The organism is Micromonospora sp. NPDC005553 (assembly GCF_042871765.1).
In the GTDB taxonomy this organism is placed as follows: Bacteria; Actinomycetota; Actinomycetes; order Mycobacteriales; family Micromonosporaceae; genus Micromonospora.
Genome location: NZ_JBIAJD010000009.1, coordinates 114523 through 137462 on the forward strand (window position 1 = coordinate 114523; position 22940 = coordinate 137462).

16 protein-coding genes are annotated in these 22940 nt (G+C 70.4%); 7 read left to right on the plus strand and 9 right to left on the minus strand.

Annotation, left to right across the window (positions count from 1 at the left end; all coding sequences use genetic code 11):
* Positions 1–5 precede the first annotated feature (5 nt).
* The 7 genes from ACFYPG_RS30280 to ACFYPG_RS30310 form a co-directional block, all read right to left on the minus strand.
* The gene (locus ACFYPG_RS30280; RefSeq protein ID WP_387354612.1) at positions 6–1487 is read right to left on the minus strand and encodes a sugar transferase; all 1482 of its coding nucleotides are present in this window, start codon (positions 1485–1487) and stop codon (positions 6–8) included.
* Positions 1488–1703: 216 nt separating this feature from the next.
* Positions 1704–3461 (minus strand): substrate-binding domain-containing protein, encoded by a 1758-nt coding sequence (locus tag ACFYPG_RS30285; protein WP_355008975.1) that lies wholly within the window; start codon positions 3459–3461, stop codon positions 1704–1706.
* A 158-nt stretch (positions 3462–3619) separates the two neighbouring features.
* Positions 3620–4657: a lactonase family protein gene (locus ACFYPG_RS30290; protein WP_387354613.1), complete on the minus strand. Its 1038-nt coding sequence runs from the start codon at positions 4655–4657 to the stop codon at positions 3620–3622.
* A gap of 87 nt (positions 4658–4744) precedes the next feature.
* Positions 4745–5347 carry an ATP/GTP-binding protein gene (locus ACFYPG_RS30295; protein WP_355008977.1) on the minus strand — a complete coding sequence of 201 codons (603 nt, stop codon included), beginning with the start codon at positions 5345–5347 and terminating at the stop codon, positions 4745–4747.
* Entirely contained in the window at positions 5328–5717 is a 390-nt protein-coding gene (locus ACFYPG_RS30300) for a DUF742 domain-containing protein (RefSeq protein ID WP_355008978.1), read from the minus strand. Before ACFYPG_RS30300 ends, ACFYPG_RS30295 begins: the two co-directional genes overlap by 20 nt.
* A complete protein-coding gene (locus ACFYPG_RS30305; RefSeq protein ID WP_355008979.1) occupies positions 5707–6129 on the minus strand; it encodes a roadblock/LC7 domain-containing protein in 423 nt (140 codons plus the stop codon). Before ACFYPG_RS30305 ends, ACFYPG_RS30300 begins: the two co-directional genes overlap by 11 nt.
* Complete coding sequence (locus ACFYPG_RS30310; RefSeq protein WP_387354614.1) at positions 6129–8579, minus strand: nitrate- and nitrite sensing domain-containing protein; 2451 nt, start codon at positions 8577–8579, stop codon at positions 6129–6131. The genes ACFYPG_RS30305 and ACFYPG_RS30310 overlap by 1 nt, the downstream gene beginning before the upstream one ends.
* A gap of 287 nt (positions 8580–8866) precedes the next feature.
* Here ACFYPG_RS30310 and ACFYPG_RS30315 point away from each other — a divergent pair, with 287 nt between their 5' ends.
* From ACFYPG_RS30315 to ACFYPG_RS30335, 5 genes are all read left to right on the plus strand, one after another.
* Entirely contained in the window at positions 8867–9460 is a 594-nt protein-coding gene (locus tag ACFYPG_RS30315) for a hypothetical protein (RefSeq protein WP_355008981.1), read from the plus strand.
* Positions 9461–9471: 11 nt separating this feature from the next.
* A complete protein-coding gene (locus ACFYPG_RS30320) occupies positions 9472–10554 on the plus strand; it encodes a hypothetical protein (protein WP_387354615.1) in 1083 nt (360 codons plus the stop codon).
* Between the two features lie 186 nt (positions 10555–10740).
* On the plus strand, positions 10741–12399 hold the full coding sequence (locus tag ACFYPG_RS30325; RefSeq protein ID WP_355008982.1) for a sodium:solute symporter family protein: 1659 nt from the start codon (positions 10741–10743) through the stop codon (positions 12397–12399).
* Positions 12400–12415: 16 nt separating this feature from the next.
* On the plus strand, positions 12416–12724 hold the full coding sequence (locus tag ACFYPG_RS30330; protein ID WP_355008983.1) for a hypothetical protein: 309 nt from the start codon (positions 12416–12418) through the stop codon (positions 12722–12724).
* A 111-nt stretch (positions 12725–12835) separates the two neighbouring features.
* On the plus strand, positions 12836–13222 hold the full coding sequence (locus ACFYPG_RS30335) for a hypothetical protein (protein ID WP_355008984.1): 387 nt from the start codon (positions 12836–12838) through the stop codon (positions 13220–13222).
* 127 nt (positions 13223–13349) lie between these two features.
* On the opposite strand, the gene ACFYPG_RS30340 is transcribed toward ACFYPG_RS30335, so the two are convergent.
* Positions 13350–15128 (minus strand): glycoside hydrolase family 6 protein, encoded by a 1779-nt coding sequence (locus ACFYPG_RS30340; protein WP_387354617.1) that lies wholly within the window; start codon positions 15126–15128, stop codon positions 13350–13352.
* A 598-nt stretch (positions 15129–15726) separates the two neighbouring features.
* On the opposite strand from ACFYPG_RS30340, the gene ACFYPG_RS30345 reads away from it, so the two are divergent.
* The gene (locus tag ACFYPG_RS30345; RefSeq protein ID WP_387354619.1) at positions 15727–16905 is read left to right on the plus strand and encodes a hypothetical protein; all 1179 of its coding nucleotides are present in this window, start codon (positions 15727–15729) and stop codon (positions 16903–16905) included.
* A 1-nt stretch (position 16906) separates the two neighbouring features.
* Positions 16907–17620, plus strand: coding sequence for a class F sortase (locus ACFYPG_RS30350; RefSeq protein ID WP_387354620.1), 714 nt, complete (start codon positions 16907–16909; stop codon positions 17618–17620).
* 72 nt (positions 17621–17692) lie between these two features.
* On the opposite strand, the gene ACFYPG_RS30355 is transcribed toward ACFYPG_RS30350, so the two are convergent.
* Positions 17693–22774, minus strand: a complete 5082-nt coding sequence (locus tag ACFYPG_RS30355) for an NAD-glutamate dehydrogenase (RefSeq protein WP_355008988.1) — start codon at positions 22772–22774, stop codon at positions 17693–17695.
* Between the last annotated feature and the right edge of the window lie 166 nt (positions 22775–22940).

Genomic DNA, 22940 nt, shown 5'->3' on the forward strand with positions numbered 1-22940 from the left:
GGTGGTCAGTACGCGCCGCGGCCGTTCAGCACCGCGCCGAAGGTCTTCCAGAGGATGGTGAGGTCGGCGGCGAGGGACCAGTTCTCCACGTAGTAGAGGTCCAGCCGGATGCCGTCCTCCCAGCTCAGATCGGAGCGGCCACTGACCTGCCACAGGCCGGTCATTCCGGGCTTGACCAGCAGCCGTCGGGCCACGTCACCGTCGTAACGGGCCACCTCCGAGGGCAGCGGCGGGCGGGGCCCGACCAGGCTCATCTGCCCGAGCAGCACGTTGACCAACTGCGGCAGCTCGTCCAGTGACCATTTGCGCAGCAGCCGGCCGACGCGGGTCACCCGGGGGTCCTGGCGCATCTTGAACATCAGGCCGTCGGTCTCGTTGCGCGCGGTCAGCTCGGCGAGCAGCGCGTCCGCGTTCACCACCATGGTGCGGAACTTGAACACGCCGAACTCCTGCCCGCCCCGGCCGACCCGGACCTGCCGGAACAGCACCGGGCCCCGGCTGTCCAGTTTGATGGCCAGCGCGATGAACGCGATCAGCGGCAGCAGCACCGCCAGCGCCAACGACGAGACGGACCGGTCGACGAAACCCTTCACCAGCTTGCGCACCCCGCGGAACTCGGGCGCCTCGACGTGGATCAGCGGCAGGCCGGCGACCGGGCGGGTGTGGATGCGCGGGCCGGCGACGTCGGTCAGCGCGGGTGCCACGACCAGGTCGATGCCGGTCCCCTCCAACTGCCAGCCGAGTCGGCGCAGCCGGGCCGCGGTCAGCTCACCGGAGGCGGTCACCGCGACCGTGTCCGCGCCGATGGCGGTGGCGGCCTCCGGGATGCCCCGGAAGGACCCCACCACCGGCACGTCACCCAGCCGCTGCGCCACCGGCGCGAGCAGCGCGTCCGGGATGCAGGCGCCCACCACCTGGTAGCCGGCGTACGGCTCGCGGCGCAGCGTGTGGACCAACTCCAACACGTGAGCGGTGTCGCCGACCACCAGCACCTTGCGGGACCAGCCGGCACCCAGCGAGCGGGCCCGGTGCAGCCGCTTACGGGCGGCGAACCGCGCCACCTCCAGCCCGACGGTGCCCACCGCGAAGGAGATGCCCAGGAAACCCCGGGAGACGCCGACATCGGCGATGTAGCCGATGATGGCGATCGCCCCGGCCAGGCGCAGGCTGGCTGAGCTGACCCGCCGGTACTCGTCCGCCCCGTAGCCGATCACCCGGTCGTCGTAGCAGCCGAGCGCCTTGAGCGAGATCAGCCAGGCCAGCACCAACCCGGGGGCGACCAGCACGTACGGGATTTCCGAGCCGGTCGGCTCGTCGTCACCGAAACGGGCGACGTACCCGATCAGCAACGCGATGATGAGGATGGTGGTGTCCAGCACCACCAGAACGCGGACGTAGGACCGTTCGTCGGCGCGCGCCACCAGCCCGGCGCGTCGATCGTCCGGCTCCGCCGACGTGGCGGGGGTCAACAGTGTCGCCACGCTCACCGGCCCTCCCACTCTGTACAGGATGGCCCCGGCCGACGGGTCGGTCCGGAGGCGGACCGACTATGCCGGAACAGTCGACATCCTGCCTTGACAACTATGACTGCCGATTGCTTCCGACGTATTGCCGTCACTTTTCTTCAACAACCTGGTGGCCGAAAAGGGGCCTGCCACACCGAATCGACGGTACGGCAGGCCCCTGGACGTCTGAGCGTCGGATCAGCGCGGCGCTGGCGGACGCCGTGCGATGGCGCTGAGGAAGATGCTGCCGATCTCGCTCGGGTCCTTCGTGACGAAGACGTCGCCACCGGTCACCTTGGTGATCGACTCCAGCTCTGCCTTGCTGACGCCCTCGCCGATACCGATCATGATGACCTGGACCGGCCGCTCCGGGTCGGCGATCTGCTTGAGCTTGCTGAGCAGCTGCTGCTGGTTGAGGCCGTTGTCGTCCTCGTTCTTGCCGTCGGTGAACAGCACGATCGAGTTGACCCGGCCCGGCTGCCAGTTTTCCTGCACCGCCTGGTACGCGGCCAGCATGGTGTCGTAGAGGCCGGTGTCACCGCTGGAAGGCTTGACGGTGGCGAGCGCGCCCTCCAACTGGGCCCGCTGACCGGAGAGCGGCCCGATCGGGACCAGCTCCCGGTAGTCCCGGTTGCCGACGAGCCTGGTGGAGAAGGTCCACAGGCCGATCGACCAGGAGTCGTCGAAGAGGCCGAGGCCGCGACGGGCCGCGTCGACGGTCACCTCTTCCCGGCTGCGGTTGTTGGCGCTGGGCACCGGGTCCTTCATCGAGCCGGAGACGTCGATGACGGCGAGCATCCGACCGGACTGGGTGGCGATCGACCAGCTGGAGACGACCCGCTGGATGGCGGCCGGGTCGAGGCCACCCGCCGCGGTGCCGCCGTTCGCCGGTGCGGTCGGCGCGCCGCCGGACGGGCTCGGAGCACCCTGTGGCGCCTTGAAACCATCTCCCCAGTTGCCGTCCGGCGCGCGCAGCGACTGCGCGGCGAGCCGGTTACGGAAGGTCGGGCTGGTGAGCAGCTCGTAGAGCACCTTGGCCGCCGACGCCTTGCTCGGCTCGATGCCGGGCAGGACCGCGTACGGGTAGTCCAGCGGCATCGGCGCCGGCTCCATGTAGAGCGCGGCCAGCGGCACCGGCGGCTTCTTGCTGTTGTACGCGATCACGTCTTCTTCGGACAGAGCCGCCGCGCCGAGACCGCTCGCGATGGACGTCGAGTCGTTGGCCGTGGGGAAGCGGGCCAGCAGGTCGTTGCGGAGCGAGGAACGCCCGGTGGCCAGTGCGCGGAGCGCCCCGACGGTGTTGCGCTGGGCGTCGCCGCCGGCGCCGTTCGCCGCGGCGGTCAGCGAGAGAAGACCGGACAGACCCGCAGCGTCGCGGGTCGGCTCGACGATCCCGGTCCGCAGCGGAGAGCTGGTGTTGTTGACCTGCTTGAGCAGGTCGGTCCAGTTGAACTTCTTGTCCGGCCAGCCCAGTCGGGTGGCGATCGGCTCGGGCATCGCGACGACGATCGGGCTGCGCGCGATGGACTGGCCGTTGGTCGGAGCGAACGCCGTCGCGTCCTTCTTCAGCCGCAGCAGCCAGGTCGAGGAGTCGGGCACCCAGACGTCCGGGCTGACGGCGGTGCCACTGGCCTGCCCCACACCGGCCAGCAGGGCCCCATGCTTGGCCGCCACCACGGCCGCCACGTCGACCGGGTCGGACGCGGACACGTCGACGCGGATGCAGGTCGGGCCCACCGCCGCGCCGTCCTTCACCCACTGGGACGCGGCAGCGTCCACCGCTGGCGCGAGTTCGGAGGCGACCGCCACGGCTAGTCGGATCTCTCCCGAGCAGCTGGGCTGGATCAACTCCTGGTAACCGAACCACGCGCCCGTCGTCACGACGAGCACACCCGCCGTTGCGGCGGCGGCGGCTAGGTGGAGTTTCGAACGCATGCGATGGCGGCCTGCTGACACGGTGACCATCTTGCGTACTAGGTGCCGTCTCTGCCACATCCGTTCGGACTAAAGTTACGGAGGAGAAACAGTTGACTACTTTTTTGCAACACAGAGTGACGGGGCAGCCTCGCGGCGTTGCCAAACCAGTGCCACCCTCACGTCTTCTTAGCGAGCGTTCAGGGCAGGACGCACGTCGGGCTCGGCACCGGCACCGGCTCGCCGGCCGCCTCCAGGACGCCGGTGTCGGCGTCGCGACGGAACACCCGCACCATGTCCGCCCGCTCGTCGGCGACGTAGAGGTGCTCCCCGATGAGGGCGAAGTGTCGGGGCCACTCCCCTCCGGTGTCCACTTCGGCCACCAGCTCGGGCAACTCCCCGGCCACCGCGAAGACCGCCAGCGTCCCCACCCCACGGTTGGCGACGTAGAGGAACCGCCCGTCCGGGGCGACCGCGACCTCCGACGGCTGGACGTGACCCGCGCGCTCGCTCGCCTCGACCCGCCCGCGCTGGTGCAACGCGCCGTCGTCGGTCAGCTCGTAGGCGGTGACCGACGCGTCCAGCTCACCGACGACGTAGCAGCGCCGTCCGTCCGGGTGCCGGGCCAGGTGCCGGGGGCCGGTGCCGGGCTTCGTCCGCATCCGGGGCGCGCGCGGCACCAGTCGTCCGGTCGCCTCGTCCAGGTCGTACCGGTAGACCGAGTCGGTGCCGAGATCCACGCCGAAGATCGGCCCCTGGCCCGCACCGGGCGAGACCATGTGGGCGTGAGCGTGGTCCTGGCGCTCCGGGTCGGGGCCGTGCCCCTCGTGCACCACCAGGTCGGTGCGCTCGCCGGGCACGCCCTGCGGGTCGAGCGGGAAGACCGCGATGCTGCCGCTGCCGTAGTTGGCCGCCAGCAGGTGACCGCCACCGGGCAGCACAGCCAGGTGGCAGGGCTCCGCGCCGCCGGTCGACCGACTGCCGAGCGGGTCCAGCGCGCCGTCCGCACCGACCTGCCAGGCGCTGATCTCGCCGTCCGTCAGCTCGTTGACCGCGTAGAGCACCGGCTGGGTGGGGTGCCGCACCAGGAAGGAGGGGGACGGGGTGACCGCCACCGTGCCGAGCGGGGTCAGCGCCCCGGTCCTCGGGTCGCGACGCGCGGCGACGATGCCGCTGCCCCGCCCGCCGCTCTGCGCGGTGTAACCCCCGATGTGGACGACCTCACCCTGACCGCTCACGCCCAACTCCTCCGCCGGCAACCTTCGTTGATCCAACCAGAGGCTGCCCGCGTTGCCCGCCCGTTAACCGGGTTTCCGGCCCGGATCTCAGGCCGCCGGCACCGGCTCGCCGCGCTGTCGGGCGACGTGCTCCACCAGAGAGATCAGAACCATCTTCCCGGACTGCCGGTCCCGGGCGTCGCAGAGCACCATCGGTACGTCCGGGTCCAGGTCGAGCGCTCGGCGTACGGTCTCCAGGTTGAACCGGCGGGAGTCGTCGAAACAGTTCACGCCCACCACGAACGGGATTCCCCGCTGCTCGAAGTAGTCGATGGAAGGAAAGCAGTCGGCCAACCGCCGGGTGTCGGCGAGCACCACGGCGCCGAGCGCGCCGAAGGCCAGCTCGTCCCAGAGGAACCAGAACCGGTCCTGACCCGGCGTGCCGAACAGGTAGACCTGAAGGTCCTCGTTGATGGTGATGCGGCCGAAGTCCATCGCCACAGTGGTGGTGGACTTGCCCTCCACGCCGGAGAGGTCGTCGGTGCCGATCCCGGCACCGGTGAGCACCTCCTCGGTCTGCAACGGACGGACCTCGCTCAGGGCGCTCACCAAGGTCGTCTTGCCAGCTCCGAAGCCTCCCGCGATGAGGATCTTCAGTGCCAGCGGGATGGTGGTGCTGGTGCCCACCTGGTCATAGCGCACGGAGTCCACTGACCACCGCCTTGAGGATGTCGTCGTCGGGAAGGATGCCGGCGGCCGGCGGCTCGTGCACCGCGACCAGGCCCTCGGCGAGGAGATCACCGAGCAGTACCCGGACCACGCCGACCGCGAGGTCCAGCTCGGCTGCCAGTTCGGCCACCGACACCGGCCGGTGGGCCAACGTGACCAGCCGTCGATGCTCCGGCAGCAGATGCGAATGGCTTGTCGCGTCGACGTCCGAACCGGCCAACACGAACGCGACCAGGTTGAATCCGTCGACGGCGGGGCGTACTCGGCCTCCGGTGAGGGTGTACGGGCGCATCACCGGGCCGGCTTCACCGTCCAGCCACTCGTGCTGCGGCCCGGGCGGTTCAGTCCGCATCTCCGGCACCCGCCGCCGATCGGGCTGGCGCGGCGAGGCTCTCTCCCACGCGGATCACCAGCATCGCCATCTCGTACGCGACCAGCCCGATGTCCGCGTCGGCGTCGCTCACCACGGCCAGGCAGGCACCCTGCCCGGCGGCGGTGACGAAGAGGTACGCCTCCTCCATCTCCACCACTGTCTGCCGGACCGGGCCGCCGTCCACGTGCCGGCTGGCGCCTCGGGCGAGGCTGGAGAAGCCGGCGGCGAGCGCACAGAGGTGCTCGGCGTCGGAGCGCTCCAGCTCGGCCGAGCAGCCGAGCAGCAGGCCGTCGGCGGAAAGCACCACCGCCTCGCGGGCGGCGGGTACCCGTTGCACCAGTTCGTCGAGCAACCAGTCCAGGCCGGCGCTCTGCTTCGTCGAATGCCGCACTAGGCGTCCCTCTCAGTCGCGGTCGGGGGTTCGGGGGTCGTCGGCGGGTCGGTGGAGGCCGCCTGGACCGCCGTGCCGGTCGACACAGCCGGGCCGGTCGACGCAGCCGGGCCGGTCGATGCAGCCGGGCCGGTCGGCGCTGGGCCGGTCGATGCAGCCGGGCCGGTCGGCGCTGGCGGGCCGGTCGGCGCTGGCGGGGTGATGGCGGTGGCGCGTCCGCGCGCCGTGCCGGCCTGGAGCGCCGCCATCACCTGGCGGACCTCCTCCGGCGAGCGGGGCGACGGCATGTCGGTGACGGTCGAGCGGGGCTGGGCGGCGGGGGTACGACGTCGCACCCGGCGGGGCAGACCATCCAGCTCGTCGTCCGGCTCGTCGGGGGTGGCCGACCCCTCGGCGGGTGCGACGGTAGAGGTCGGCGCTCCGGCGGGCGGGGCCGTGCTGGCGGACGGGGCCGTCGGCGGGCGGGTACGGGGACGGGTCACGGCGCCCCGGCGCGCCGTCCGGGCCAGCCGCCGGCTCGGGTCGGCCGACGCGGTGTCGAGCGTGGCGGGGTCGGGGCCGGCCGGCGGCTCGGTGGTGACCAGGTCGCCGGGGACCAGCACGACGGCGGTCACGCCCCCCTCCCCGGACGGGCGCAACAGCACCCGTACTCCGTGCCGGGCCGCCAGCCGGGCGACCACGAACAGGCCGAGTCGGGCGCTCTGCGCCGGGTCGAACTCGGGCGAGCTGGCCAGTCGGGTGTTGGCGGTCTCCAGTGCCGCGACGGACATGCCCAGCCCCTGGTCGGTGATCTCCAAGGCGTACCCGTCGGCCACCTGCGCCCCGGTGACGGTGACCCGGGTGTCCGGCGGGGAGAAGGCGGTGGCGTTCTCGAACAGCTCGGCGAGCAGGTGGATGACGTCGCCGACCGCCCGCCCGAGCACGCCGGCCGGCTGCACGGCCTTGACGTCCACCCGTTCGTACGCCTCGACCTCGGAGATCGCGCCACGGATCACGTCGACCATCGCGACCGGGTTCCGCCAACCCCGACCGGGCGCGGAGCCGGCGAGGATGACCAGATCCTCGGCGTGCCGGCGCAGCCGGGTGGCCAGGTGGTCGACCTGGAACAGCTCGGCCAGTTCGTCCGGGTCCTCGCTACGCCGCTCCATCCGGTCCAGCAGGTGCAACTGACGGTGCACCAGGCTCTGGCTGCGTCGGGCGATGTTGAGGAAGACCTCGTTGAGCCCGCGACGCAGGGTGACCTCGTCCACCGCGGCCTGGACGGCGGTGCGCTGCACCTCGGTGAAGGCGCGCCCGACCTCCCCGATCTCGTCGTGGCCGTACTCCAGTGGCGGTGCCTCCCGGGCGACGTCGACCTGCTCGCCACGGCGCAGCCGGGCCACCACGTCGGGCAGCCGGTGCTCGGCCAGCTCCAGCGCCGCGGTGCGGACGCCGCTGAGCCGGCGGACCAGGGTGCGGCCGACCCGCAACGCCACCAGCACCGAGACGACGACTGCGACGAGCCCGAGTACGCCGGCGGCGGCCAGCCGCACCAGGATGCGGACCGCCATCGGCACCGAACGGTCGGCGAGAGCGTCGGCCTCGGACAGTTCGAAGTCCCGCAACTGCTGCTGTACCGCGTCCTGGCTGGCCTGCCAGGCCGCGGCGTCGATAGTCGGCCGGCCGGACCGGTTGGGCACGACCAGGGCGTCCTGCATGCTGCGCAGCCGGGTGAACGCCTCGCTCTCGGTCAACCGCTGGTACGCGACCCGGCTGCTCTCGGGCAGGTCTGCCACGGCGCTCTCGGTGAGCCACCGTTGGTTGCCGATGGCCTGGACGAGCTGCGTGTGCTCCCCCTCGGCGAACCGTCCGGCGGTCAGCGCGCCGGCCAGCAGCGCGTCGCTCTGGCCGAGCAGTTCCCGGGAGCGACCCAGCGCGGTGAGCGCCAACGCCTGCCGGTTGATGTCCGGGTCGGTGAGGGTCGCCATGCCGGCGAACGCCTGGAAGGCCGCGGCGACCATGCCGCTGTAGAGGCCGATCGCACCGGCCCGGTCCACCTTGCGCTCGTCGATGAACCTCCGCCCGTCGGGTAGCGCCGCCAGGGAGTTGACCAGCTGGTCGACCCGGGTTTCCAGCAGGTCGTCGGCGGCGTCGCGCAGCGGTTCCCCGTCCACCCGGCGGCGCAGCTCGGCGACCGCCCGGTCGGTGCGCCCGCGCTGCTCGGCGAGGGCGGGCAACTCGGTGTCGCCGGCGAGCTGCACCACCGAGAGTCGGCGTTCCCGTTGCAGCTCGGTGACCACCGTCTCGCCGGGGCGACCCAGGTCGTACAACAGGGTGCGGGCGGAGAGAAGGTTCAGGGCGGGACCGAAGGTCAGCGTGGTCGCGAAGATCCACAGCGCCAGGAGCGCGGTCACCGGCGCGACGACCAACGCGGTCAGCTTCGAGCGGATCGGCCAGTCGCGGGTTTTCATCAGACCTCGCCCGTACAGGGTGGCAGGAGGGGTGCCGGCACCGCCGGGCACCGCGCCTGCCGGCTGCGCGCCCGGCCGCGTCGCCGGGCACCGGCGCGGGCGCCTTGGGCAGGATACGTAATCGGAGGCTGTTTCACTACCGCCCGTGTCGTCACCGCCCAAGCGCCGCTTCCGGGATGAATCAGGCCTCGGCTGGTGAGTGGTTGCGCCCCTCGTCAGGAAAGTGTCTCGGATCGGGATTGGCGATCACTGCGCGGAGGGAATAGCAGAGGGCGAAGGAGGAGCCCATGTCGCCCACGCAGATAGTCGTCATCGTGCTCGTCGTGCTGGTGATCGTCGCGGTGCTGGCCGTGGCCGCCCGCTCGCTCAACAACCGCCGGGCCCTGCGCAACCGGTTCGGGCCGGAGTACGACCGGGTGGTGGCGGAACAGGACAGCCGGTCCGCCGCGGAGCGCGAACTGCGCGACCGGGAACGCCGGCATGCCGAGCTCACGCTCACCCCACTCACCCCGGAGTCCCGGGCTCGCTACGCCGCGGCCTGGGAGGAACTCCAGGTCCGCTTCATCGACTCCCCCGGCGAGACGGTGGGCGACGCAGACGTTCTGGTCACCCGGCTCATCGAGGAGCAGGGCTACCCGACCGGTGACTTCTCCGACCAGATCGCCCACCTCTCCGTCGAACACGCCCGCACTCTGACCAACTACCGGGACGCGCACGAGATCCACCTGCGCAACTCCCGGGGCGAGGCCAGCACCGAGGAGCTGCGGCAGGCGGTCGTGCACTACCGCGCACTCTTCGCCGACCTGCTGGGCGAGGAGCCGGTCGGCCACCGCACGCCCGAACAGCGCCACCACCCGGACCACGACGCCACGAGCCGCTGAGGAGGCCACCGATGCGCCAGGAAGAGCAGCAGCAGGTGAGCAACGATCACCCGGAGGCCGTCCGCTCCGCGCCCGTGCCGGTACCCCCGGCCGGCGACCGGGCCGACCGCTCCGACGTCCCGGAGGACGCCCTCGACGACCGGGGCACCTTCGACGACCAGACCGCCGCCCACGAGCGGGCCGACGACACCGACCGGGACGCCGCGTACGACCCGGCCGAGGACGAGCTGACCGACGACTCCGACCCGCGCCACCGGCGCGACGGCCTGTCCACCGACGAGGGCGGTTTCCACGAGCCGGGGCCGCTGCCGACGACGTTCGGCGCCACCACGGTGGCCGACGCGGTGGCCGCCTCCGCGCTGGCCAGCCCGCACCCGCAGGATCAGCCGGACCCGAGGGCCGAGCGGACCGCCCAGCCGGGCGACGGCGCCGAGGACGGTGAGCGGGAGGGCCTGCGCGCCGACCCCACCGCCGAGCTGCACCGCCGCGACGCGTACGTCGACGACCGCACGGACGTCGACGACCGCACGGACCTGGACGACCGCACCAACCTGGACGACCGCACCGACCTGGACGACCGGGACGACTCGGACACGTCCGCGCGCACCGTCGTCGCGCCGGGGAGCACCGACGGCGACCCTGAGCGGCGCGGCGACCTGACCGGCGACCGGGACGCCGCCACGGCGGGCGCGGCCGGCTACGGCAGCGCGACACCCGAGATGGTCGACCCGGACGCGGACGGCGAACCGGTTCCCGGCGACGACACCAGCCCCACGCTGGAGTCCGCCGGAACGTCCCGATCCGCCGGGTCGACAGTCGCCACCGAGGCGGCCACGCTCCTCGACACGGACACCGCGCAGGGCTTCCGGGACCGCTGGCGGGACGTGCAACTGCGTTTCGTCGACGACCCGCAGGCTGCTGCCGGTGAGGCGCAGTCACTGGTGGAGGAGGCCATCCAGGCCCTCTCCTCAGCGCTGGCCGCCCAGAAGAGCACGCTGGGCGGGTGGCAGGACGCCGGCTCGGCTGACACCGAGCAACTGCGGATGGCGGTCCGCAACTACCGGGACTTCCTGGACCGCGTACTCGGTCGCTGAGTCCGCCCGAGCGACACTGGCGCCCCGGCCGAAACGGCCGGGGCGCCCTTCTGCGTACCGATCCAGCCAGACCGACCGAACGGCCCAGACACGCCCGGGCGCGACCTCGGGGAGTGAAACCGCGCGGACGGGGTAATAGGGCGCGCGCGAACTAGGCAGCGCGGACGTCCGACGAGGGGTGACGGGATGGACGGCGACGGTCTCCGGCTCAACATGAACGGCCTGGACTACCTGATCCTGGCGCTGTACTTCGTCACCGTCCTCGGGGTCGGTTTCGCCGCGCGCCGGGCCATCCGGACCAGCGTCGACTTCTTCCTCTCCGGCCGCTCCCTGCCGGCCTGGGTGACCGGTCTCGCCTTCGTCTCGGCGAACCTGGGCGCGTTGGAGATCATCGGAATGGCCGCCAACGGGGCCCAGTACGGCGTCATGACGGTCCACTACTACTGGATCGGCGCGGTCCCGGCGATGGTGTTCCTGGGAATCGTGATGATGCCCTTCTACTACGGCTCCAAGGTCCGCAGCGTGCCGGAGTACCTGCGGCTGCGCTTCAACCGCCCCACCCACCTGCTCAACGCGATCAGCTTCGCCGTCGCCCAGGTGCTGATCGCCGGCGTGAACCTGTACGCGCTGGCGCTCGTCATGCAGGCGCTGCTCGGCTGGCCGCTCTGGACGGCGATCGTGGTCGGCGCGGCGATCGTGCTGGCGTACATCACCATCGGCGGCCTGTCCGGGGCGATCTACAACGAGGTACTCCAGTTCTTCGTCATCCTGGCCGGCCTCATCCCGGTCACCGTGATCGGCCTGGTCAAGGTCGGCGGGTGGAACGGCCTGATGGACGCGGTCGGCGACACCAAGCTCGGCGAGGCCGGCCTGCACGCGTGGCAGGACACCGGCAGCACGGCCAACCCGCTGGGCGCGCACTGGATCGGCATCGTCTTCGGCCTCGGCTTCGTGCTGTCGTTCGGCTACTGGACGACGAACTTCGCCGAGGTGCAGCGGGCCCTCTCGGCCAAGAACATGAGCGCCGCCCGGCGTACGCCGATCATCGCCGCGTACCCGAAGCTGTTCATCCCCCTGGTCACGATCATCCCCGGCCTGGTGGCCCTGGTCACTGTGAAGGGCCTCGGCGCGGAGAGCGGCGACCTGCAGTACAACAACGCCATCCCGCTGCTGATGCGCGACCTGCTCCCCAACGGCGTGCTCGGGGTCGCGGTCACCGGCCTGCTCGCCTCGTTCATGGCCGGCATGGCGGCCAACGTGAGCGGCTTCAACACCGTCTTCACCTACGACATCTGGCAGGCGTACATCCGCCGTGACCGGTCGGACGAGTACTACCTGCGCGTCGGCCGGTGGGCGACGGTCGCCGCCGTGGTGATCGGGATCGGCACCGCGTTCATCGCGGCCGGGTTCAGCAACATCATGAACTACATCCAGGCGCTCTTCTCCGTCTTCAACGCGCCGCTGTTCGCCACCTTCATCATCGGCATGTTCTGGAAGCGGATGAGCGCGCTGGCCGGCTTCTGGTCGCTGCTGCTGGGCACCCTGGTGTCGCTGAGCCTCTACCTGCTCTACAAGGGCGGGGTGATCGATTTCAACTCCGACCTGGAGGAAAGCTTCTGGGGCGCCGGTCTGGCGTTCGTCACGGCGGTGGTGGTCGCCGCGATCGTCACCCCGCTCACCGCACCCAAGCGGGACGAGGAGTTGCGCGGGTTGGTGTACGGAATGGGCGGCGTCGACCTGAAGGGCGACGTGCTCGCCGGGGACGCCGCCTGGTACCGCTCCCCGGTGCTGCTCGGTCTGATCGCGGTCGCGCTGGCCGCCCTCTTCTACATCCCGGTCTTCTGAGGAAAGGGGTCGGCAGATGAGCAACGACGGCCAGCCGGCACAGGACCCACTGATCGACGAGGCACAGGCGGAGCAGCGGCGCTCGGCCGCGGCCCGGTTGTTCGACATCCGCCGGGTGATCGGTGGCCTCTTCGTCGCGTACGGGGTCATCGTCACGCTGATCGGCATCTTCGACAGCCGAGCCGAGATCGACAAGGCCGAAGGCGTACGGATCAACCTGTGGGCCGGGCTGGCGATGCTCGTGTTCGGTCTGCTCATGCTGCTCTGGCAGTGGTGGCGCCCAGCGGAGGCGCCGGAGCCGAACGAGCAGCAGCCCGACGCCTGACCGCACTGCGATGGCACGGCCCGCCCCGACCGCCGGGCGGTGCGGCATGAGCGCGGCACGAAGGGGTACGCGGGGGAATCAGGCACCGTGTCGGACCCAGGAGGCAGCACCATGACCGATCGCGATGGCCAACCGCCGCTGGAGGACAGCCCCGAGGTGGCCTCGGCGGTGGACGATGACGCCACCGTGCCGCAACTGCGGACCGGAGGTGGCCCGGACCGGGACACGCCGGGCTTCGCCGAACCCCGCAGTCGACCGGGCGACCTCGCACCCGACACCGACGAGCTGATCGGCGACCCGTACGCCGCCGGCACCGGAGCGACCGGGACGGGCACCGGTGCCGGCGGGGACAACATCCGCACCGGGGGCGAGCAGCCCTGGGAGCCGGAGGACCTGGTGATGGCCCGCGGGCAGGATCTGACACCGGAGAACCTGGAAAAGGCCCGCCGTGACCTGGCCGAGCAGGGCCAGGCGGCGATCGAACGCACAGTGCCCTGATCGGGCCGACAAAGAAGGGGGGGTCCCCGGCCCGACCTGTGACGGTCGAGCCGGGGACCCGGGGGGAACCTGCTGCCAGCAGTGCCTCACCAACCACTGGCAGCGGGTTGGTGCGTGAGCTACCCGATCAGAGCGCCGGGTAGGCGTTGCGCATGAGCTCCTGGAACTGGGCGGAGAACCAGGCACCGGAGATCGGCGCGTTGCCCAGAGCCCCCGACGGGTTGTTGCCGTTGCGGGCGTTGCCGCCGTACGTCGGGTCACACATCCGGTCGAAGCCCTTGCCCTCGTTGTTCGGGATCTCGCTGCTGGAGCCGTCCGACTCGCCCGGCGGCTTCACCCAGACGTAGGCGTCGATGCCCGTCGCCGGGTTCGCCCGGGGCCGCTCACCGAGACCGGCACCGGCCTGGTTGCACCAGTTGCCGAGGTGCGCCCGGCGGTCGATGCGGCCACCGTTGACGTACGTGTCGACGCTGGTCATGGCACCCGGACCGGTGGGCCGGGCGGAACCGCCCCAACCGTTGCGGGAGGTGTCGATGAGCATGCCGATGTTCGAGTTGAAGCCCAACGAGACCAGCTTGGTCCGGAACGCCTGGGCGAACGACAGCTCGTCGACGTAGTAGTTCCAGTCGACCCACTTGGACTGCCGCACCGTCTGGCCGTTCACGTTGTCGGTGACCTTGAAGTACGGCTCCTGGAGCGCCGAGTAGTTCGCGGTGTTGGTGATGAATCCGTGCACGTTGTTGACCGTGCTGCCGGAGGCGACCGCGGCGGTCTTCAGGATTTCGGCGCTCGGGTTGAAGTTGCTGTCCCAACCGAGCCAGCCGTGGTGGCCGGAGTCGATGTAGTTGTAGACGTTGCCGATCGCGCCAAGCTTGGCCAGGGCGTAGCCGACGCCGTTGACGTAGGCGCCGTTTGCCTTGACCGTGTCGCACATGACCGTGCCGCCAGGCTGGCCGGAGGTGTTGGTCACCAGGTTCGGCAGCGAGTCGATCTCGATGATGTTGATGATCCGCAGGCTGCTGTACTTCGACTGACTCTGGATCGCGGCGATCGGGTCGATGTACTGGGCCTTGTACTTCGGCAGCTCGTCCGGACCCAGCTCACCGTTGGAGGCGAGCGCCGAGCAGTCCCGGCCGGGCAGGTTGTAGATCACGAACTGGATGTAGCCGGCACCCTGGCGCAGCGCCTCGTCCAGGTGCTCCTTCACCCCGAAGGCGCCGTTGGAGCTGCTGTTCGGCGTGCCGTTGATCGCGGCGATCCGGTCCAGCCAGACGGCGGTGGGGTTGTTGGAAACCCGGCTTCCGCCGGCCTCGGCGTCCGCCTTGGCCTTCCACTCCGGGTTCACGTAACCGCGGACCCCGACGTACGGGTTGTCGACCTTCGTGCCGGGCGGCGGCGTGGTCGGCGGATCGGTCGGCGGGTCCGTCGGCGGGTCGGTGGGCGGGTCGGTCGGCGGGGACGTCGTCGGCGGGGTGGTGCCACCGTTGCAGGCCACGCCGTTGAGGGTGAACGAGGTCGGCTTCGGGTTGCTGCCGCTCCACGCGCCGTTGAAGCCGATGTTCGTCGACGCGCCGGTGGCCAGGGTGCCGTTGTAGGACATGCTCCGGGCGGTGACCTGGCTGCCGGACTGGGTGTACGTGGCCGACCAGCCCTGCTGCACCCGCTGGCTGGAGTTGGGGAAGGTCCAGCCGAGCGTCCAGCCGTTCAGCGGGTCGCCGACGTTCTTGATGGTGATGTTCGCGGTGAAGCCGCCCTGCCAGTCGTTACTCGTGTACGCGATGTCGCACTGCGTCGCGGCCTGCGCCGCGGTACCCGGAATCGTTACGAGCCCACCGGCGACCAGGGCACCCGCGCCGGCGAGCGCGAGGGCCCGGCGTGGGCCGGTTAACCTTCTCCACACATTCATGCCACTGATCTCCTTGGGCGAGACCGGGCCCACGTACGGCCCGGCGGGACGGCCCGATGGGCGTCCTGCACGGACGGCCGTCGGCGCCACGGGATTCTTTGGGGGGCGCCCGACCCGGACGGGCGATAGTGGTGGTGGTGCCCGACCGATGCGTCGGCCGGTCGATCGGCGGCGGGTGCGTCGCCCGGTGAAACCGGGTGCCCTCGACTCCCTGCCTGCACGGTGTGGCTCTCAGAACCGCGTTCGCCGATTCTTGCATGGGAGCGCTTCCATGGCAATGGCTCGATGCGTTGCCGGAGCCGCTTCGGACGATACCTCCGAGCACGCCGGACCGGCACGCGCCGCCCGGAGCCGCAGCTATCGGATGCCGGGGCAGGCCAGGCACGGGGAGCGCGGAACACCGTGGCACACGCAGAGACCCCCGGCACACCTGACACGACACTCAGCGCGGCGAAAGCCGCGTACCACCCCTTCACCTCTTACTTGGATCAAAGGTAAAACGCGAATCTTTCACTTCATAAGTCATGAAACGGTCTAACGTCGGTCTTAGCTCGGTTGTCGCCGAGCTCAGGACAACAGGGATGGAGTGACGCAGGTCATGGCTAAGAAGATGCTCGGGAAAGTCGTTGCGGGCGCCGCGCTCGGCGGCGCGTCGCTGCTGGTGTTCGCACCGGGGATCGCGTTCGCCGACGGCCACGACGACGGCAAGGTCTACGCCAAGCCGCACGTCGTCAAGGCTGGCGACGAGGTCAAGCTCCTCGAGATCTGCCCGGATCGGCAGGAGCACGCGTACGTGTGGTCCAAGGTCACCGGCAAGGTCAAGCTCAAGCCGGCGGATGAAGACCGGGGCGAGGACCGCGAGTGGCGTGAGGAGGAGGACTCCTCCGACCACGACAAGGGCAAGGACGAACACGGCAAGGACGAGAACGGCAAGGACGACAAGGGCAAGGACGACAAGGGCAAGGACCACGAAGGCAAGGACGAGAGCGGCAAGGACGACAACGGCAAGGACGAGCACGGCAAGGACGACAAGGGCAAGGACGAGAACGGCAAGGGCGGCCAGGGTGGCGGCGCTGCCGCCGACGCCTACGGCGACGAGGGCAGCAAGGACTGGAAGGGCGAGGAGCACGGCCAGGACGCCGAAGAAGGCCGTGACAAGAAGGACTCGGACTCCAAGGACGAAGACAAGAAGGACTGGGAGTCCAAGGACGAGCACGGCTCGGACTACGGCTCGGACAAGGGCTGGGAGAACAAGGACGAGCACGGCTCCGAGTACGGCTCCGACAAGGGCTGGGAGAACAAGGACGAGCACGGCTCCGAGTACGGCTCCGACAAGGGCTGGGAGAACAAGGACGAGCACGGCTCCGAGCACGGCTCCGACAAGGGCTGGGAGAACAAGGACGAGCACGGCTCCGAGTACGGCTCCGACAAGGGCTGGGAGAACAAGGACGAGCACGGCTCGGACGAGCGTGGCGGTTACGGCAAGGACGAGCGCGGCTCGGACGAGCGTGACTGGGACAACGAGCGCGAGTTCGTCTACTACGGCGAAGCCAAGGTGGACAAGGACGCCAAGCCGGGTCGCTACGAGCTCAAGGGCTCCTGCGGCGAGGGCGAGCTCGTCGTGCTGCCGCACGGCGGCGTCGACGGTGGTGACGGTGGCGCCAGCACCGGCACCGACCGCGGCCTGGCCACCGGCGGGGCGGGCGTGCTCGGCGCCGCCGCGCTGGGCGGGATCGTGTTGATGCGTCGTCGGCGGACCGATGGTTCGCTCGTCTGACGTGACGACGACACCGGCCGGCGGCCGCCGCGGGAGACCGTGGCGTGCCGCCGGCACGGCCGTCGTCGTCACCATGGCCATGATCGGCGCCGGCATGATCGGCGCCTCCCTGAAGACCACGCCCACTCCCCGGCCGCCACAGCCGCTGGCCCAGGCCGGCCCCGAGCCGACCGCCCCGGCGAGCACCGCCGACGATGCCCCTCCGGTCGACGGGCAGCCGGTCGACGGGCAGCCGGTCGGTCAGTCGGCCGTCGGGTTGGCCCGGTCGGCACCGACGAGCATCGAGATCCCCCGGATCGGCGTCAACGCGACGATCATGTCGTTGGGCACCAACCCGGACGGCACCGTCCAGGTCCCTCCGCTGGACAAGGCCGACCAGGCCGGGTGGTACGAGCCCGGTGCGAGCCCGGGCGAGACGGGTAACGCGGTCATCGTCGGGCACGTGGACTCGGCGGTGCTGGGCCCGGCCGTCTTCTTCGACCTCGGCGCTCTGACCCCCGGCGACACCGTCACAGTGCGCCGCGCCGACGGGGTGCCGGCCACCTTCACTGTCGACTCGGTGAAGTCGTACCCGAAGACGGCCTTCCCCACCGAGTTGGTCTACGGACCGAGTGACCGGCCCAGCCTGCGGGTGGTCACCTGCGGCGGCCAGTTCGATCAGGCCGCGAAGAGCTACCCGGACAACATCGTCGTCTTCGCCACCCTGGCGGCCTGACCGACGACGAACGAACGCGGTCCGGCCGGTCGGGGTGACCCGACCGGCCGGACCGCGTCCGGCGTACCTGACTCAGGCTGCCGCGGAGGTCCGCACCAGGGTGCGGATCTGGCGCAGCAGCACCGACAGGGCGGCGAGATCCGCCCGCGACTCGTCGAACTCACCCATGGCCCGTCGGGCGCGGTGGATGGAGGTGGCGTTCGACTGCTCCCACTGCTGCACCCGCTCGTGCGGCGGCAGGTCGCCCGGGGTGGAGTCGAGCACCTCCGCGGTGAGCGCGGCGAGCGCGGCGTACAGGTCGTACCGCAGCGCCATTCGCGCAAGGGTCTGCCAGCGGTCCTCCCGCGGCAACAGGGAGATCTTCGACAGCAGCGAGTCCACCCGGAACAGGTCGGACAGCACGAAGTAGACCGAGGCCACCTCGCTGACGTCCCGCCCACTGGCGTTCGCGGTCTCCACCACGTCCATCAGACCGAAGCTGTACATCAACCGGGTGGCCCGCTCCGCCAGCTCGCGGGGTAGCCCACGCTCGGTCATCGAGTCCATGTGCGCGGCGATGCCCTGGCGCTCGTTGCCGTAGAACAGCTCCTCCAGCCCTGGCAGCAGCCGGGTGACCCCGTCGCGCAGCCGGGCGATCTCGGCCGGTACGTCGATCGGCGAGCGCCGGTTGGAGACCAACCACCGCACCGCGCGGTCGAGCAGTCGACGGGTGTCCAGGTAGACGCTGGTCTGCAGCTCCGGCGCCACCTTGTTGTCCAGCGCCTCGACCTCGTCCCACAGGTCGCGCAGGCCGAACACCTCGCTGACCACCACGTACGCCCGGATCACGTCGGCCGCGCTGGCCGCCGTCTCCTCGACCACCCGGAAGATGAACGAGATGCCACCCCGGTTGATCGCCTCGTTGACCAGCACCGTGGTGACGATGTCCCGGCGCAGCCGGTGCCGGCCCATCCGGTCGGCGAACCGCTCGCGCATCGGCGTCGGGAAGTAGTTGACCAGAACGTCGGTCGTCCACTCCTCGTCGGCCAGCCCGTCGGTGAGGATCTCCCGCTCAAGGACGATCTTCACGTACGCGAGCAGCACGGCGAACTCCGGCGCGGTCAGCCCGGACTCGCTGCGGACCGCCAGTTCCTCGTCCGGCGGCAGCGCCTCCAACGCGCGGTCCAATCCGCCCGAACGCTCCAGCTCGTTGATCATCCGACGGTGCACCGGGAGCAGCGAGGCGGCCTGGGCCTGGGCGTTGTTGATCGCCCGAGCCTGGTCGTAGTTGTCGCGCAGCACCAGCTCCGCGACCTCGTCGGTCATCCCGGCCAGCAACTCGTCCCGGTCGGCCATGGTCAGCTCACCATCGGCCACCGCCGTGTTGAGCAGGATCTTGATGTTCACCTCGTGGTCGGAGGTGTCCACCCCGGCCGCGTTGTCGATGAAGTCCGTGTAGATCCGGCCACCGGTCAACGCGTACTCGATCCGGCCGAGCTGGGTCCAGCCCAGGTTGCCGCCCTCGCCCGCCACCCGGCAGCGCAGGCTGCGCCCGTCCACCCGGATCGCGTCGTTGGACTTGTCGCCCACCTCGGCGTTGGTCTGCGTGGAGGCCTTGACGTAGGTGCCGATGCCGCCGTTCCAGAACAGGTCCACCGGAGCGGTGACGATCGCCTTCATCAGGTCCTGCGGCGACAACTGCGTGACGTCGTCGTCCAGGCCGATCGCCGCCCGGACCTGCGGCGTGATCGGGATGGACTTCGCGGTACGCGGGAAGATGCCGCCACCTGCCGAGATCAGCTCCGGGTTGTAGTCCTCCCAGGAGGAGCGGGGCAGGTCGAACAGCCGTCGACGCTCCGTGTACGAGGTGGCGGCGTCCGGCTCCGGGTCGAGGAAGATGTGCCGGTGGTCGAAGGCGGCCACCAGCCGGATGTGCTCGGAGAGCAGCATCCCGTTTCCGAACACGTCGCCGGACATGTCGCCGACGCCGACCACAGTGAAGTCCTGGGCCTGGGTGTCCAGACCCAGCTCACGGAAGTGGCGCTTGACCGACTCCCAGGCGCCCCGGGCGGTGATGCCCATCTTCTTGTGGTCGTAGCCGGCGGATCCGCCGGACGCGAACGCGTCGCCCATCCAGAAGTTGTGGGCCTTGGAGATCTCGTTGGCGATGTCGGAGAACGTCGCGGTGCCCTTGTCGGCCGCCACGACCAGGTACGGATCGTCGCTGTCGTGCCGGACCACGTCCTCGGGCGGCACGATCTGCCCGCTGACGATGTTGTCGGTGACGTCCAGCATCGCGCCGACGAACTCCTGGTAGCAGGCGACCGCCTCGTCGCGGTCGCCCGGCTTCTGCTTCAACACGAAGCCGCCCTTGGCGCCGACCGGCACGATCACGGTGTTCTTCACCATCTGCGCCTTGACCAGGCCCAGCACCTCGGTCCGGAAGTCCTCCCGACGGTCGGACCACCGCAACCCGCCCCGGGCCACCGGCCCGAACCGCAGGTGCACACCCTCGAACCGCGGCGAGTAGACGAAGATCTCGAACTTCGGTCGCGGCGCGGGCAGGTCCGGAATGGCCTGCGGGTCGAGCTTGAACGCCACGTACGCCTTCGGCCGCCCGCCGGCGCGCTTCTGGTAGAAGCTGGTCCGCAGGGTCGCCTCGATCAGCGTCAGGTACGAGCGCAGGATCCGGTCCTGGTCCAGGCTCGCCACGTCGTCCAGCGCGCCCCGGATCGTCTCCACCAGCTCACCGCTGCGCTGCTGGCGCTGCTCGGCGCTCAACTCGCCCGGCGCGAACCGGGTCTCGAAGAGCTCCACCAGCAACGCGGCGAGCTTCGGGTACGCGATGAAGGTCTGCTCCATGTAGTCCTGCGAGAAGACCGTGCCGGCCTGCCGCAGGTACTTCGCGTACGCCCGCAGCACCACCACCTGCCGCCAGGTCAGCCCGCCGCGCAGCACCAGCTCGTTGAACCGGTCCACCTCGGCCTCGCCGCGCCAGGCGGCCGCGAAGGCGTTCTCCACGTGCGGGCGCACCTCGGCCAGCTCGTGATGCCCCTCGGGCAGCATGAGGCCGAAGTCGTACAGATAGACCCGACCGTCGATCCGGTCCACCTCGTACGGGTGCTCGTCGACCACCCGTACGCCGAGCGAGTGCAGGACCGGCAGCACTGCGGAGAGCATCATCGGCTCGCCGTACCGGTAGACCTTGAACCGGACGTCCATCGCCTCGGCCAGGTCGGCTCCCGGCACCCGGGTGCCCGGCCGCGGCGCCAACTGCTTGCGGAACAGGTGCATCTCCAGCTGGCCGGGCTCCTCCAGCAGCTCCAGCTTCGCCAGGTCCTTCATCGCCTCGTACGGCGTGTGCCCGTCCTTGTAGCCCTCCGGGAACGCGTCGGCGTACCGGGTGAACAGGTGCTTGGCCTGCTCGTCGCCGAGCTTGCGCTCCAGCACCAACCGGTAGTCGTCGTCCCACAGTCGGGTGGCGTCGGCCAACTCCTCGGCGAGCAGGTCGGCGTCGATGTCGCCGGGTGGCCGCGTCGGGTCGGTACGGACGATGAAGTGCACCCGAGCCAGCATCGACTCGGTGACCCGGGTGGTGTAGTCCACCCCGACACCGTTCAGCTCACGCAGCAGGATGTCCTGCATGCGCAGCCGGTTCTGGGTGGTGAACCGGTCCCGGGGAAGGTAGATCAGGCAGGAGATGAACCGCCCGTACGCGTCCCGGCGCAGGAACACGCGCAGCTGCCGGCGGCCGGCCATCCGCAGCACGCCGACCACCGCGTGGTACAGGTCGTCGGTCTTGATCTGGAACAGCTCGTCGCGCGGGTAGGTCTCCAGGATCTGGATCAGATCCTTGCCCGAGTGGCTGCGCTGGCTCAGACCGGAGCGGTCCAGCACCTCGGCCACCTTGCGGCGGACCACAGGCAGCTCGCGGACGCTGGTCCGGTAGGCGGCCGTCGAGAACAGCCCGAGGAAGCGCCGCTCACCGATCACGTCGCCGTCGGAGTTGAAGATCTTGAAGCCGATGTAGTCCAGGTACGCCGAGCGGTGCACGGTGGCCCGGGAGTTCGCCTTGGTGATGATCAACAGGCGCTTCTCCAGCACCTTCTCGTGCGCCTCGGGCGTCATCGAGGACAGCGACCGCGCATCCGGCGAATCGGAGCGCAGGATGCCCAGACCGGTGCCGAGCACCGCCTCCAACGCCTTGCCGTCGACCGGGTCGGCGGCGTCGCCGCCGTCGGCGTCCACCAACCGGTACTCGCGGTAGCCGAGGAAGGTGAAGTGGTCCTGGGCGAGCCACCGCAGCAGCTCCACCGAGTCGGTGATGTCCTTCTCCGGCACCGGTGGGCGGTTGTCGGAGGTACGGGCGGACGCCAGCTCGTCGGCGAGCGCGAGGGCACGCTGACGCATCTTCGGCCAGTCCTCGACCGCCTCCCGCACGTCGGTGAGCACCCGCTGCAACTCGCGGCGCAACCGGTCCCGTTCGGCCGCGTCCCGGACCGGGTCGATCTCGATCCGCATCCAGCTCTCGATGATGTCGCCGGCGATCGCGTCGTCCGGTTCCACATCCGCGGAGACCTCGGTGAGCCGGCCCAGCGGCTCCCGCCGCACCACCACCAACGGGTGCACCAGCAGGTGCACGTCGAGGTGGTACGAGTTGAGCAACGCCGTCACCGAGTCGACCAGGAACGGCATGTCGTCGGTGACGATCTCGACGACCGTGTGGTGCTGGTCGGCGTGCGGTTCGTGGATCCGCAGCTTCAACTCGCCCGGCACCCGCTGCTGGGCGAGATCCCGGTGTGCCCGGGCCGCGTCGAGCATCTCTTCCGCCGTGAAGCCGACCAGCTCCTCGTCCGGGGCGAACCGCCAGAAACGGCCGACAAGTGTCGCCGCGTCGTGGTCGTCCCCGGCGAGCGCGACGGCCTGGGCCACCAGGCGCTCCGCGTTGGGAACGGGTTCGTCGAGCTCGGCGTCCTCCACGTCGTCGGCCAGCGCCTCGGCTGGCAGACCCAGATCGTAGATGGTGTCGATGCTCGACCCGGTCAGCCCGGTGACTCCCGTGTCGAGTCGGCCGTAGCCGTCCCCGTCGGTCGCCGAATCGAAGCTGTCATCGTCCCGGCCGGAGTCATCCTGCCGGAGGTCGGGTTCCGGTTTGATCGCCGGACGCCGGTCCATCGGTGCCACTCCCCTCGACCCACCGCGTTGTGGGTCACTCTGCCGCCCAGCCTAGGCCCTGCCGTTGTGCGCCTTCGTCGGCGGACCACTGGCCAGACGTCCGGATCGGGACTTTGTCCTTTCACCCGTTGCGGGTCCGAGGTTGGCCGGCTGCGGGATACCCCGC

Bases quoted from the DNA above. Each gene is read 5' to 3' on its own strand.
- ACFYPG_RS30345 (WP_387354619.1), top strand. From the start codon at position 15,727: ATGGCTAAGAAGATGCTCGGGAAAGTCGTTGCGGGCGCCGCGCTCGGC.
- ACFYPG_RS30310 (WP_387354614.1), bottom strand. From the start codon at position 8,579: ATGAAAACCCGCGACTGGCCGATCCGCTCGAAGCTGACCGCGTTGGTC.
- ACFYPG_RS30315 (WP_355008981.1), top strand. From the start codon at position 8,867: ATGTCGCCCACGCAGATAGTCGTCATCGTGCTCGTCGTGCTGGTGATC.
- ACFYPG_RS30330 (WP_355008983.1), top strand. From the start codon at position 12,416: ATGAGCAACGACGGCCAGCCGGCACAGGACCCACTGATCGACGAGGCA.
- ACFYPG_RS30340 (WP_387354617.1), bottom strand. From the start codon at position 15,128: ATGAATGTGTGGAGAAGGTTAACCGGCCCACGCCGGGCCCTCGCGCTC.
- ACFYPG_RS30335 (WP_355008984.1), top strand. From the start codon at position 12,836: ATGACCGATCGCGATGGCCAACCGCCGCTGGAGGACAGCCCCGAGGTG.
- ACFYPG_RS30320 (WP_387354615.1), top strand. From the start codon at position 9,472: ATGCGCCAGGAAGAGCAGCAGCAGGTGAGCAACGATCACCCGGAGGCC.
- ACFYPG_RS30355 (WP_355008988.1), bottom strand. From the start codon at position 22,774: ATGGACCGGCGTCCGGCGATCAAACCGGAACCCGACCTCCGGCAGGAT.
- ACFYPG_RS30325 (WP_355008982.1), top strand. From the start codon at position 10,741: ATGGACGGCGACGGTCTCCGGCTCAACATGAACGGCCTGGACTACCTG.
- ACFYPG_RS30300 (WP_355008978.1), bottom strand. From the start codon at position 5,717: ATGCGGACTGAACCGCCCGGGCCGCAGCACGAGTGGCTGGACGGTGAA.